At 52.9% G+C, this 13,174-nt stretch carries 14 protein-coding genes and 1 tRNA gene; 11 read left to right on the top strand and 4 right to left on the bottom strand.

All coding sequences use genetic code 11. The features are described from left to right. Window positions 1–339, bottom strand: a complete 339-nt coding sequence (locus AC1RSM_RS06960; protein WP_492930781.1) for a DUF202 domain-containing protein — start codon at window positions 337–339, stop codon at window positions 1–3. 349 nt (window positions 340–688) lie between these two features. Here AC1RSM_RS06960 and AC1RSM_RS06955 point away from each other — a divergent pair, with 349 nt between their 5' ends. The 6 genes from AC1RSM_RS06955 to AC1RSM_RS06930 all read left to right on the top strand — a co-directional run bounded on the left by AC1RSM_RS06955 (window position 689) and on the right by AC1RSM_RS06930 (window position 5,278). Further along, a complete protein-coding gene (locus tag AC1RSM_RS06955) occupies window positions 689–1,087 on the top strand; it encodes a DUF1090 domain-containing protein (RefSeq protein WP_492930779.1) in 399 nt (132 codons plus the stop codon). 185 nt (window positions 1,088–1,272) lie between these two features. After that, window positions 1,273–2,199, top strand: a complete 927-nt coding sequence (locus tag AC1RSM_RS06950) for a DNA/RNA non-specific endonuclease (RefSeq protein ID WP_492930777.1) — start codon at window positions 1,273–1,275, stop codon at window positions 2,197–2,199. Window positions 2,200–2,383: 184 nt separating this feature from the next. Beyond that, window positions 2,384–2,623, top strand: coding sequence for a hypothetical protein (locus AC1RSM_RS06945; RefSeq protein WP_492930775.1), 240 nt, complete (start codon window positions 2,384–2,386; stop codon window positions 2,621–2,623). 103 nt (window positions 2,624–2,726) lie between these two features. Continuing rightward, window positions 2,727–3,635 (top strand): arsenic resistance protein, encoded by a 909-nt coding sequence (locus tag AC1RSM_RS06940; RefSeq protein ID WP_492931487.1) that lies wholly within the window; start codon window positions 2,727–2,729, stop codon window positions 3,633–3,635. A gap of 243 nt (window positions 3,636–3,878) precedes the next feature. Further along, window positions 3,879–4,415 (top strand): AmiS/UreI family transporter, encoded by a 537-nt coding sequence (locus tag AC1RSM_RS06935; protein ID WP_492930774.1) that lies wholly within the window; start codon window positions 3,879–3,881, stop codon window positions 4,413–4,415. Between the two features lie 233 nt (window positions 4,416–4,648). Next, the gene (locus AC1RSM_RS06930; protein WP_492930773.1) at window positions 4,649–5,278 is read left to right on the top strand and encodes a hypothetical protein; all 630 of its coding nucleotides are present in this window, start codon (window positions 4,649–4,651) and stop codon (window positions 5,276–5,278) included. Between the two features lie 196 nt (window positions 5,279–5,474). Here the strand turns inward: AC1RSM_RS06930 and soxR are convergent, their stop codons facing one another. Then, on the bottom strand, window positions 5,475–5,945 hold the full coding sequence (gene soxR, locus AC1RSM_RS06925; protein ID WP_492930771.1) for a redox-sensitive transcriptional activator SoxR: 471 nt from the start codon (window positions 5,943–5,945) through the stop codon (window positions 5,475–5,477). Between the two features lie 234 nt (window positions 5,946–6,179). Between soxR and AC1RSM_RS06920 the strand changes: the two genes are divergently transcribed. The 3 genes from AC1RSM_RS06920 (at window position 6,180) to hchA (ending at window position 9,326) form a co-directional block, all read left to right on the top strand. Then, complete coding sequence (locus AC1RSM_RS06920; RefSeq protein ID WP_492930769.1) at window positions 6,180–7,532, top strand: MFS transporter; 1,353 nt, start codon at window positions 6,180–6,182, stop codon at window positions 7,530–7,532. Between the two features lie 567 nt (window positions 7,533–8,099). Further along, window positions 8,100–8,384: a hypothetical protein gene (locus AC1RSM_RS06915; RefSeq protein WP_492930767.1), complete on the top strand. Its 285-nt coding sequence runs from the start codon at window positions 8,100–8,102 to the stop codon at window positions 8,382–8,384. A 93-nt stretch (window positions 8,385–8,477) separates the two neighbouring features. Beyond that, window positions 8,478–9,326: a glyoxalase III HchA gene (hchA, locus tag AC1RSM_RS06910; RefSeq protein ID WP_492930765.1), complete on the top strand. Its 849-nt coding sequence runs from the start codon at window positions 8,478–8,480 to the stop codon at window positions 9,324–9,326. Window positions 9,327–9,596: 270 nt separating this feature from the next. Here the strand turns inward: hchA and AC1RSM_RS06905 are convergent. Then, window positions 9,597–9,681, bottom strand: a tRNA-Leu gene (locus AC1RSM_RS06905). Window positions 9,682–9,804: 123 nt separating this feature from the next. Then, window positions 9,805–11,022, bottom strand: coding sequence for a CaiB/BaiF CoA transferase family protein (locus tag AC1RSM_RS06900; RefSeq protein ID WP_492930763.1), 1,218 nt, complete (start codon window positions 11,020–11,022; stop codon window positions 9,805–9,807). Between the two features lie 167 nt (window positions 11,023–11,189). Between AC1RSM_RS06900 and tig the strand changes: the two genes are divergently transcribed. Continuing rightward, window positions 11,190–12,500 (top strand): trigger factor, encoded by a 1,311-nt coding sequence (gene tig / locus AC1RSM_RS06895; protein WP_492930761.1) that lies wholly within the window; start codon window positions 11,190–11,192, stop codon window positions 12,498–12,500. Continuing rightward, window positions 12,500–13,153, top strand: a complete 654-nt coding sequence (gene clpP, locus AC1RSM_RS06890) for an ATP-dependent Clp endopeptidase proteolytic subunit ClpP (RefSeq protein ID WP_492930759.1) — start codon at window positions 12,500–12,502, stop codon at window positions 13,151–13,153. Before tig ends, clpP begins: the two co-directional genes overlap by 1 nt. Window positions 13,154–13,174 lie beyond the last annotated feature (21 nt).

Here is a 13,174-nt window from a genome sequence, read left to right as displayed (position 1 = left end):
CTACAGCGTCAGGTCGCCGGGTGAACCCGATAGACCTTTCTGAATCTTGCGTCGGTAGCTGAGCAGCAAGACCCACAGGCTCATCAGGCAAAAGCCATAAAGCATGGCCCCGTAAGAGACCGTGATATCGATACCGCACACGTGTGAAAAACGGTCTGCGGTATCACAGATGTTTTTAATGGCTAAGGTGAACAAGACAGTATTGACTGCCATGGCCATACAGGCAGAGACCGCTTTTTCTGCCCAGACCAGGCTGGCAACAGCCAGGATGGACAAGGGCAATAAGGTATTGAGAACACTGGTGTGCCAGGCCGAGTAGGCTTGGGACGTGTTTAGCAAACTTTCGCTGACGTGCGCAAACGGAAATAGCCAGAGAACAAGCAAAGCAGCGCACAGGAAAAAGATCAGCTTCCTGATGGTGATGTTGAACACGATTAAAGTAAAAATTTGCTCTATAAGGATTTTGAGTGTAACTGAAGTGTTTTATGCCTAAAGACAAGTTGTGTAAATTTCACGGCACAACTTGCGACAACTTAGTTACTTGAATATGACAAAAACGGTGGAAAATTCGAATTTAAGCACGGTTTTGTGACAAAACGGCTACTTTTCTTTTAATCGTTCACTCAGACAGACAATAAGCCAGGCTTGTATGATGGCTTTCCAGATGAACACAGCAGGAGTATGAACAATGAAAAGCTCTATATGGTGCTTGAGTGCAGTATTGAGTGTGATGGCCTTTCCAGCCTTGGCGGATAACCCGGCCTGTCAGTACAAAGCTGACGAGATCCAGAACCAGATAGAGTACGCGCGCAAGCACGGCAATGTGCACCGAGAGCGCGGGCTGGAGCGGGCCTTGGCGAACGTACAAGCCCATTGCAAGGATACGGATCTGCTGAGCAGCAAGCAGGATGAAATTCGCGAGCAGCAAGAGGACATCCAGGAACGCGTAGACGAAATCGCGGAGAAACGCTCTGAAGGCCGCCAGGACAAGGTTCAGAAGCTGGAAAAGAAACTGGAGCGTGATCGCGCCAAGCTGGAAGAACTGCAAGATGAATTGAAAGAACTCCAGGCCTTGGGGACGAAGTAGCTTGAGCGGCTTTATCCCTGACTAAAGACTTTTGCCAGTCAGGATGCAGCACAAGATGGATGCATAGGAAGGAAATACTTGCCCCCGTATGGGGGCAAGTCCGTTTGATCCTGAAAGGACTGCTTATAATCACAGGTGCAGTCGGCGCAATGATGTAGGCCGACCAAGCATAAAACAAGAGTGGTATGAGCAGAAAAAAAGCAGTTCGCACAGTCAAGAAAGCAGTTAGCAGCAGAAAAAGTGCAGGGCAGGGGCGGCTAACCCGATTTATAAAGTCGGTCCTGCTGACCGCCGTCACCAGCTTTGGGATCAGCACCGCCTGGCTCCATCCCCAAGGGCTGAATTGGCAGAGCGTTGAACATTTTTTGGTGTCGCTGGGTTGGCCCACGGAAGCCCAGCAAGGCAGTGTTCCGGTTCCGGCTGGCGTGGATGGCTATGTGCAGACCTCCTTTGCACAATGCCCCCAGTTCTTCCCCGGATCTCGGCCCGTGGTGCCTATGGCGTATACGCAAAGGGAGCTGTGCTTCAGCTCTTTTGCAATTTTGCACAGTGGTCAGACCAAAACCCCGGTTTTTGTTGTGCAACGCTTGAATCGGCAGCAGATTCAATCGGCCAAAGGCTTGAAGCGTACGGATCGCTTTTACGCCGAAGCTCGCTTGCCCCAGGGCGAACGGGCCGAGCTGAATGACTATAAAGGCTCCGGCTTTTCGCGCGGGCATATGGCGCCAGCGGGGGATATGGCTTCCCAGCAAGGTATGGCCCAGAGTTTTTCTTTGGCCAATATGGTGCCGCAAAACCAGATTCATAATGCAGGCCCCTGGAACAAGATCGAGGCCGACACGCGTAAATACATTGCGCGTGCTGCGGGCAACGTCTATGTCTTTACCGGGCCGGTCTACGAGCGCAATACAGCTACTATTGGCTCCAATAAAGTGGCGGTGCCTAGCCACTTGTTCAAGCTGGTCTATGACGCCACTACCGGGCGTTCCTGGGTGCATTGGCAGGCTAATCAAGCCTCCACTCGTGTTGGTCCACCCATCAGCTACGAGGAGTTCGTGCGGCGTACCGGCTTGCACTTGCTACCCAATCAGAGCATGAAAACCCCACGCTAATCTCGTCAGCAGGACCAGACAAGTGCCCGTAGCCAAAATGTCCTTGAGTTATAAATTGCAAATTCTCCCTCCAGGGAATCGACGTGCTTTGGAGGCGCAGGGTACAGTGTCTCTATTGTCCGCGATCAGGTCTCGTTTCGATTCGCGGGAAGTGCAAGTCTGGATTTTTTGTAGGGAAAACACAATGATGGTTCGACGATTGTTTCAGAGCGCTGCGGTGCTGGGTTTGGCTGCTTTGATGGCGGCGTGTTCTACAAGCAAACCTGGTAGCGGGCCCGTGTCAAAACTATTCAATGAATGTACCTGGGATCGGGAATCTTGCATGCACGAAGGTCGTTACGAACCTGGTGAAAGCGCTTACGCCGAGCGCGAAGCTCGGGATTTGAACCGTCAGTCCGCCGCGCGTTTGCGTCGTAGTCGTTAAGCTTGTGTGCTCATGGCCGTGTTGACGTGTTTGGGGGCGTAGAGTGCTGGCCGTGATTCGTGATGTATTAGAGAGCAGGCAGATCACCCTGTATTTTCTGGCGATGCTGCTGGCCGGTTTAATAGCCGGATTCTGGGAGATGCCTGCGGGGCTGCTTGACTGGATCAATCCCGCTTTGGCGTTCATGTTGTACGTCACGTTTTTGCAGGTGCCTCTTGCTCAGCTAGCTAAGGCGCTTACCCAGATTCGGTTTTTGCTCGTATTGCTGGTGGCCAACTTCTGCCTGATTCCGCTACTGGTATTCGCTTTGCTCCCTTTGCTGCCAGACCATACCCTGCTTAGGCTGGGCGTTTTGCTGGTCTTGCTGGCTCCCTGTATCGATTACGTTGTCACCTTTGCCCAATTGGGGAAAGCTGACGCGCGTGCCTTGCTGGCATCGACCCCCGTACTGCTGCTTGTGCAGATGCTGCTGTTGCCCTTCTACTTGAAGTTGGCCTTGGGGCAGCAATTCGGTGTCTATATTAAAGCCGGCCCTTTTTTAGAAGCCTTCTTTTTCCTGATCGTGATCCCCTTATTGCTTGCGGGGGGCACTCAGTACCTGGCTGCTAAAAGCCGCATCGCGGCTCAGTTGCAAGTGGGCCTGGGCCTGGCACCGGTTCCGGCCACTGCTTTGGTGCTGTTTATTGTGGTGGCCGCCGTTCTTCGGCAGTTAGAACCCGCTTTGGATATCTTGTGGAGGGTGGTGCCCGTCTATGTGCTGTTTGCCATCGTGGCACCAGTGATAGGCTGGTATCTGGCCCGTCAGGCAGGTTTGGAGGTGGCTCTGCGGCGCTCCGTCGCGTTCAGCAGTGCGACGCGTAACTCCTTGGTGGTGTTGCCTTTGGCCTTGGCTATCCCCGGTGCTTTGCCCTTGTTGCCAGCCATCATTTTGACTCAAACCTTGGTAGAGCTTTTGGCGCAGTTGGTTTATGTACGGGTAGTGGCGCGATGGGGGCAAAAAGAGCAGACCTAGGGCAGGCCAGGTCTTGGCCTTGTACAGCCCGTTCTGTACGCTTGTCAGCCCTTTTTTTACCCTTCTTTTTTCGTCTTAAAACCGCGCAAAAATTGCATGCGGTTTTCTTATAGAGCTTATAAAAAAAAGCAAATGGCTATTTTCCGGCCAAGCTCTATGATCCTCTCCGCCTCAGCCCTGAGTGCAACATCATGTTGCGGGCACGTTCTGTGTCCGCTTTCTATTACTTAGGAATTCTTCAAAATGCTAGTTGCCGCTTTTCTGGCGTTTGCAGGCCTGTGCCTGTTCGTTAATGGTGTTCGTCTCTACTACTCTGAAGGTCATCACGTGGGCAGACTGGTGGACGCAAAAGATGCGGCCATCGTCAATCTGTTCACGGCTGTGCTGGGCTTTATCTGCATGTCCCACATTTTGAACCCCGCTAACAGCGCGGTGTATTCCCCCTTGTCCGCCATTTACTTGGGCCTGTTTGCATTGACCTACTTTTGGGTGGGGGTCAACGCGTTCACCGGCAGCGACGGACGGGCGCTGGGCTGGTATTCCTTGGTGGTCGCTTGCATTGCAGTGCCGGCAGCCTTGACCAATCTGAGCGTTGCCGAGCGGATTTTTGACTACTGGCAAGTTGTGAGCTGGTTGTCGTGGGCCGTGCTGTGGTTCATGTTCTTTCTGCTTTTGGTGCTGAACAAACCCATTGCACGGCTGACAGGCCTGGTCTCCGCCGTGCAGGGTGTGCTGACGGCCTTGCTGCCTGCGCTGCTTTATTTTTGGGGTGTAATTTAAGTTTGGGGTAGTGACTATTTGAAATGAACAAGCCTGGTATTCGTACTGGGCCTTTTTAGGTGCGCAACACACTGGACACCATCTTAATGCTGATTTTTTCCACCTTTAGCTGGCTTTCTCTAGGGAGTTGCGATTCTATGCAAACGTGAATAAGTATTGATTGTAAAAAATCATATCTGGTTTTAATTAGATGCCTTGAGTACTATCTTTTTACTATTGTTTTGGAGATAGGAATGAAAAGGCTTGTTTTAGTAGTGGCTTCAGCAACGATATTGGCAGGCTGCGCTACAAACACGAATCGATCCGCTACTCTGGCGGAGCTCCCGGGCGTAACGTATGCAGAAGATAGCCCAGGTTGGTTTACTGTTAAAGAATTTAATTTTAACTTGCCGAAAAGCAAAGCGGGTAAAGATCAGCTCGCCTTATGTTTAACGGATAATTTGCATGTCTCGGATGTCAGGTTGTCAGACGGGGCATCCAGCTTTTACGGCTACGCCAGTCAGAAATACTACAATATCGGTAGTTCTGAGGTCGTCGCTGGTGAGTCGGTTTTGCAGTACGTTGCAGAGGATGGCTCCGGTGCTGTGGCTCGTGGGCAAATGGACTATACATTCAGTACTTCAGGAGGCCTGATTGCTGTTCCAATTAAGTACATTATCCGGTTCACCGTGAAATACAAACGTGCAGAAGAGCAAGATCAGTTTGTGTTTCATAATATTCAGGCGGCGCAGACATACTCTGGCTCTATGCCTAACTCTGGTTTTGGGCCCTTAACTGATTTGGAAATGTTTTATCCCGAAAAAGCATATGTGGGTATGGAGAAAATAGCTCAACAGTTGAATACATGTTTTAGGCAGGGATAATAAAAAGTAAACACTTAAAGCTCCATCTGGAGCTTTTTTTGTTTTAGACATAGAGTTTTGGTGTTAATGTCTTATCGTTTTTTGCTCTTCAGGTAGCTTATTGGATTTCGATTACCTACCTCGTGTTAAGCCCAACACTAGGAATGAATAAGCGTTTCCCCACAGACTCCGGGCCATGCCATGCGTTGTTCTTGTTTCATGTGTTGGCTAGGTGTTGGTGACGAGTGTTCAACAGCACCGCCCCATCCCCCACCAATGACAACTGATCCCCCGGGTTTCTTAACGGGCAGTCAGTCATGGATAAACACCCGCAGCCAATACAGCCATCCAGCTCATCGCGCAGCTGGGTCAGGCTATGAATCCGTTCATTGAGCATGTCGCGCCAGTTGGTGGATAGCAGGGTCCAGTCTTTGGAGGTCAGAGGGCGGCCAGAGGGCAGCGCATCCAGCGCTTCTTTAATGGTGGCTAGCGGAATACCCGCGCGCTGGGCGATTTTGACCACCGAGATTTTGCGTAATACCTCCCTGTGATACCGCCGCTGGTTGCCGTCACTGCGCCAGCCCTGGATCAAGCCTTTGGCCTCGTAGTGGTGCACCGTTGCAATCGTAACGCCGCTTCGGCGGGCGACTTCGCCCACCGATAGTGGCACGTTAATGTCGATTCTCATGGTCTTTAAATTCCTTGACCTCATGTATACATGAGGTTTTATAAAGGATGACTTGTACCTGCGCAAGTCTTTCCAGCGGCAGGGCTTTGTCACTTAAACCGTTGAGAAACCATGAAAAATCAAGAAGCCCCGGCGGGCGATGTCCATGAAGCCCGAACGGGGTCATCAAGTAATAGGGAGCCGGACCTTGTCGCTACGGCAGGATGGGGCGATTTATTGTCTGGCGCCAATGCAATGCGCGCGCTTGTTCTGGCAGGGGGAGTCGTCCTGCACGCGGTCAATGTCTATATTGCGACGACTATTTTGCCTACTGTCGTGCTGGACATCGGTGGGCTGGATATGTATGCCTGGAACACCACTTTGTTTGTGATCGCTTCCATTTTGGCCTCGGCCCTGTCTCCCAAATTACTTCAGATGGTCGGCCCCAAAGGAAGCTATGGGCTGGCAGCCTTGATCTTCGCGGTGGGCGCAGTAATTTGTGCGGCGGCACCCACCATGGCCATTATGTTGGTGGGGCGCTTTGTGCAAGGGGTGGGTGGCGGCTTCCTGTTTGCCCTGGCCTACGCCATGATTCGCGTCGTGTTCGAGGAAAAGCTCTGGCCCCGGGCGATGGCACTGGTTTCCGGAATGTGGGGCGTAGCAACCCTTCTAGGACCCGCAATAGGGGGCATGTTTGCACAGTGGGGAATTTGGCGGGCTGCATTCTGGTCGGTAGCCTTGATTGCTATGGTGTTTGCCGTCCTGGCATTGGGAGTGTTGCCCAAGCGTGAAAAACAGGGTGGGGCGTCGGCCAAAGCATCGGTGCCTTTGGCACAATTGATTCTGCTGACACTCTCCGTGCTGGCTATTTCTGCAGGGAGTGCTTCGGCGGAAGTAACGCAGAATGTCTTGGGTTTGGGAGCTGCTTTTGTATTGGGTATGGCTTTGGTCGCAGTTGAAGCACGCTCCCAGAAAAAGCTTTTGCCTTCGGGGGCCTTTCAGTTCCGTTCGGGCATAGCCGCCCTTTATGCCCTGATGTCCTTGCTTGTACTGACTGTTACCAGTGGAGAAGTTTTCGCGCCGTTGTTCTTGCAAATTCTGCATCAGCAATCGCCCTTGATTGCCGGTTATTTGGCCGCCTTGATGGCAGCAGGCTGGACGGTCGGGGCGATTGCCAGTTCGGGTCTGAGTGGACAGGGCATTCAGCGCGCCATCATGGCGGGGCCTGTGTTGGGGTTGTTGGGCATGGTGAGCCTAGCCTTGCTAGTGCCTAAAACCAGCGCGGGTCACTGGCTTGATTTAGCACCAATTTGTTTGGGGCTGGCCCTGATTGGGCTGGGGGTGGGCTTGGCGTGGCCACATTTACTGACTCGTGTTCTAAAAGCTGCCGTGCCGCAAGAACAGGAGTTGGCCGGTGCGTCGATCACGACTATCCAGCTCTTTGCAACAGCAACAGGCGCGGCCATGGCGGGGATGATCGCGAACGCGGGTGGATTGATTGATCCAGGTGGAGTTCAAGGCACCGCCCGGGCGGCGTATTATCTATTTGGTTTCTTTGCGCTTGCGCCTTTAATTGGGATTGTGGTGGCAAGGAACTGTCGCGGCTAGGGTTTGTCTGATGATGCAATAGCCTGTCTAGTGCGTAACGGCTGGCGGCTAGCAGTCTTTTTATGGCTGCAGGTTTAAGTAGCAAGTGTGGAGGCGGGGTAGGGCACATGCTGGAGAATAAGCATAGTACCTATAACTGTTATAGTATTTTGGTGCAATCAGTACCCCGCCTAATGCTGTTGTGCCCATGATGTAAAGGAGGTTAGGACATGAATAACTTTTCCGATCCTGCCCCTAAGCCTGCTCCGCAGCCCAAGCCAATGCGTTGGCCTAGTGACTTCCCGGGGAAGCATGACAGGCAGGATTAGTTTTCAACATCACGCCGTATCACTGAAGCCGCCTTTAGGGGCGGCTTTTTCGTGGCTGGCCTATTTTTCTGGACGCCTTTGAGCCGTGCGTTTCGCCGCCCACGCGGGGCTTTTGCAAGAGTTTGGTGGTTGTTGCACGTCTATATACACTTTGCTACTTTTTCGCCTTCTGGAGTCGCTATAGTGGCGCGACCACGGATTTTGGCTGTTTTGTTTCGCTATTTTTCCGTTGGTTTTTCAATCACATCAAGGAGAAAAAATGCGTTTCAAAGCAATTGTGATGATGCTCGTGGTCGGGGCATTGCTAGCAGGTAAAACAGCGTCAGCCCAGGAAAGTGCCGCCTTTTGGGAAGCCACTTCCAAGCCCCTTAACCAGTACTTGAGTGAAGGCTGGAAGATCGTGGCGATGCATTACGAGTCTTATGGCAATGGGGTCGAGTATCAGTACACCTTGCAAAAAGAAAATCAGGCGGTGCAGTGTGATGTATTCAAGCGCCCCAAGAAAGAGCCTGAAGTGACTTGTTTTTCCTTGAGTGGCTTCTAATTCATGTATTCCGATTGACACAAACTCCTCCTTGTGTGGATCTGCTCGGTACTGCACTATCAGACTTTCGACGACTGACGATAGGAGCTTGATATGTCTGATCAAAATGCTTCCGACAAAAGGCCACAAGCAGATCCAGCGGAGGAGAATGCGTTTTTCCCTTCTAGCTATTCGCTAAGCCAGTTCACCTCTCCCAAGTCCGATCTGGGCGGCGCTGATTATCCGAGCCCTTACAAGGGTGGGAAAAAGATTTTGATGATCGGCGCAGATGAGCGTTATCTGCTGACCAGCAATGGTACGTTCTTCTCTACCGGTAACCATCCGGTAGAAACTTTGCTGCCCATGTACCACCTTGATAAGGCGGGTTTTGCCTTTGATGTGGCGACCGTTTCAGGTAATCCGGTCAAGTTTGAGTATTGGGCTATGCCTTCCGACGATGAGAAAGTGAAGGGTTTTTTCGACCAATATCGCTCGCAGTTCAAGCAGCCACTTACCTTGTCGGAAGTCATCGCACAAGGGCTGGATAATTACGCTGCTATTTTCATTCCTGGGGGTCATGGAGCCTTGATCGGCTTGCCAGAAAGCAAAGATGTGGCAACAGTGCTGGAGTGGGCCGCGGCGAATGACAAGTTTCTTATCTCGCTGTGCCACGGCCCTGCCGCGTTTCTGGCAGTCGGCGATAGCGATATTTACCGAGGCTATAAAATTTGCGCCTTCCCGGATACTCTCGACGATAGAACCCCCGACATCGGCTACATGCCCGGCCACCTGACCTGGAAGTTCGGTGAGAAGCTGAAAGCCTTAGGCTTTGAGATCGTCAATAGCGATATCTCGGGGGCTGTGTTGAGAGACCGCAAGCTAATTACCGGAGATAGCCCCTTGGCAGCCAATGCCCTTGGCAAGCTTGCGGCAGACACTCTGCTCAAGGAGATTGGCGGCTAAAGTCATCGCTGTTGCGAAAGCGGCAAGCTATTAACACCGTATTGTGGGGGCGCCCGACAGGTTCGCTATCTTTTGGCGACAGCTGAAAGTCTGTTGGTTGATGTTGGGTAGGCCCCATCTCAAGCAATATTTCGTAAGGCGCTGCTGAGGCCTACGATATTGTTGGAGTCTGTAGAGCAGGCTATCAAAAAGCTGGTATGAAAAGAAATATAAGCCGTTGATTTATTTAGAATAAATATTGATTTTTTATAATCAACGGCTTTAATTCTTTGGTGCGAACGGAGAGACTCGAACTCTCACACCTCTCGGCGCCAGAACCTAAATCTGGTGCGTCTACCAATTCCGCCACGTTCGCAAAACGAAAGAAGTAGATTCTAGCGTGGATTTCCGCCCTAGGCAAGTGCTTGCGGTGCGTAAAATTCAAATAGATTAGGGGCCGTTCCGTCTTTCTTGAAGCAGGTTTTTGTACTGCTTTGTTTTAGCTGCGTTTTGGGCTTTTGGCGATCAAACCGCGTTCCAGCCAATCCGCTTGTTTTTCCGCGTTGATCCCCAGCTCATCCAGAATTTCCTGGGTGTCTTGCCCCAGCTGCGGAGCAGGGCGGTAGATGCCGCCAGGGCTACTGCTCAGTTTGGGAACAATGCCAGGTACTTTAAGCGGCGTGCCATCGGATAGCGTCGCGTCCAGCAGCATGTCACGCGCCTGATAATGTGGGTCGGCCGCTATGTCGGCAATGTCGTAGACGCGGCCTGCGGGCACACCGGCCTGATCCAAAATAGCCAGCACTTTATCCAGCTCTAGCGCGCTGGCCCAGTGGCCAATCGCTGCATCGATCACCCCGGCGTTTTTGGCGCGGCCATCGTTGTGTGCGTAATCGGGGTTGTCGGCCATGTCAGGGCGGCCGATGGCGCTCATCAAGCGCTTGAAGATGCTGTCGCCGTTGCCAGCAATCAAGGCGTATTTGCCATCTTTGCAGACGTAGGCATTGCTGGGGGTGATGCCCGGTAAGCTGCTGCCCGCGGGCTCGCGAATCGCGCCAAAGGCAGAGTATTCCGGCAGCAGGCTTTCCATCATATTGAAGACAGACTCGTACAGGGCAACGTCAATGTATTGGCCCTGACCGTCGTTTTGTTCTCGTTGGCGCAAGGCCATCATGATGCCGATCACGCCATGTAAGGCGGCCAGGGAATCACCGATGGAAACCCCAACGCGTACAGGTGGGCGTCCGGCTTCACCGCTCAGGTGGCGCAAGCCACCCATGGCTTCGCCAATGACGCCAAAGCCTGGTTTGTCTTTATAGGGGCCGGTCTGACCGTAGCCAGAGACGCGGAGCATGATCAGGCCGGGGTTGATGGCTTTAAGATCTTCCCAGCCCAAGCCCCATTCTTCCAGTGCGCCAGGACGAAAGTTCTCGATCAGAATGTCGCATTCTTTGACCAGCTCGCGCACCACGTCCTGGCATTCAGCCTGGCGCAGATCCAAAGCCAGTGACCGTTTGTTACGGGACTGCACCTCCCACCAGACTGAGTTGCCGTTATGCAGCAGGCGCCATTTGCGTAAGGGGTCGCCGCCTTTAGGAGATTCAATCTTGATCACGTCCGCGCCAAATTCGCCCAGGATCTTGGCAGCAAAGGGGCCGGCGATCAATTGGCCTAATTCCAGGACCCGGATACCGCCTAAAGGGGTGTTCTTGTGCATATCAGTCTTGCATAGGGGAGGTAAAGTAAGGGATCATAGTCCGGCACGGCTGTATTGTCTTGACAGGGAATTATGATTCAAAATACGTTTGTTTGGATTTACCGTGCCAGTTTCCGGTAAAATGCTGGATTACTCTTATCAATCACTCAATTTAATATAGGTCTTCAATGCAGCCCGAGGTTGAAATTCTGTCCGGCTTGGAGCGCCGAGTCGATGTGGTCGTTTCGGTGGCCGACGTAGAAAAACAAGTCCAGGCCCAGCTCAAGCGTGTGGCTCGTACGGCCAAGGTACAGGGCTTCCGTCCCGGTAAAGCGCCTTTGTCCGTTGTCGAGCGCAGTCACGGCCCTGGAATCCGTTACGACGCCATCAACGAAGAAATCGGCAAAGCCCTGGACAAAGTGATCCAGGACTCCAAATTGCGTGTCGCCGGCACTCCAAATCTGGAAGCCAAAGAAGGCGATGCACCTGAAGGCACCATGGCCTTTACCGCTACGTTCGAGGTTTACCCCGAAGTAGCCGTGCCTGACCTGTCCAAACTGGAAATCAAGCGTGCTGACACGCCTGTGACCGACGAAGACATTCAGCGCACTGTAGACGTGCTGCGTAAGCAGCGCGCCAACTACGAATCCAGCGCCGATCGCGAAGCTCAGGAAGATGACCGCATCACCCTGGACTTTGTGGGCACCATCGACGGCGTCGCCTTCGAAGGCGGTAGCGCTGAAGGTTTCCAGTACCTGCAAGGCCGTGGCCGCATGCTGCCCGAGTTCGAAACAGCAGTGGCTGGCATGAAAGCAGGCGAAACCAAAACGTTCCCCCTGGAATTTCCTGCTGACTACACCGGCAAAGAAGTGGCTGGCAAAACAGCCGAATTCAAGATCACCGTGACAGACGTGGCTCAGCCTGTTCTGCCCGAGATGGATGCTGAATTTGCCAAGTCCCTGGGTCAAGCTGAAGGTGACGTTGACGCTTTGTTGGCTGATATTCGTGCCAACATCGAGCGTGAAATCAAGGCTCGTGTTCACGCCCGCAACAAGTCGGCAGTGATGGATGCTTTGCTGACCGCCAGCGAATTTGACGTGCCTAAAGCTCTGGTAGACAACGACGTTCAAGGTCGCATCGCTTCGGCGCGTGCTGAGCTGAAAGAGCGTGGTGTACCTGACGCAGACAAGATGCCCATTCCTGCCGAGGCTTTCCAGGAAGAATCCACACGCCGCGTGCGTCTGGGTCTGCTGGTGTCCGAGCTGGTCAAGGCTGCTGAACTGCAAGCCAAGCCCGAGCAGGTCCGTGCCCGCATCGAAGAGTTTGCCCAGAACTACGAACAGCCCGCCCAAGTGGTGGCCTATTACCTGTCTGATCGCCAGCGTCGCGCCGAGATCGAGGCAGTTGTACTCGAAGACAACGTTGTCGAGCACGTACTGTCCCAGGCCAAGGTGACCGACGAGGAGGTGGCGTTCGACCAAATCATGGGAACCAACTAATGTCGTCAACCTTTGTCGACTTCTACGCCTCAATGCATGGGGGGCAATCCGTTGCCCCTACAGGTTTGGGTTACGTGCCTATCGTGATCGAGCAGTCCGGCCGTGGGGAGAGGTCTTACGACATCTACTCGCGTCTGCTGCGCGAGCGCATCATCTTTCTGGTGGGCCCGGTTCATGATAATTCGGCCAACCTGATTGTTGCTCAACTGCTGTTTTTGGAGTCGGAAAATCCTGAAAAGGATATTTCTCTCTACATCAACTCGCCCGGTGGCTCGGTCTATGCAGGTCTTGCCATTTACGACACGATGCAGTTCGTCAAGCCGGAAGTCTCGACATTGTGTACCGGCATGGCTGCCAGCATGGGCGCTTTCTTGCTGTCTTCGGGCGTCAAGGGCAAGCGCTTGGCCTTGCCTAACTCGCGCATCATGATTCATCAGCCTTCGGGCGGTGCGCGCGGTCAGGCTTCCGATATCCAGATTCAGGCCAAGGAAATCTTGAGCCTGCGTGAACGTTTGAACAAGATCCTGGCTGCAAATTGCGGTCAGCCTGTTGAACGTATCGAGCTGGATACCGAGCGTGACAACTTCATGGCAGCTGAAGACGCCGTGGCTTATGGCCTGATCGACAAGGTGATGAACACTCGTGATGAGTAATCATCTGTCCCGTACAGGGAT

Source organism: Alcaligenes sp. GW821-FHT11D07, assembly GCF_058808495.1.
This window is presented reverse-complemented; position numbering and strand designations above follow the sequence as displayed.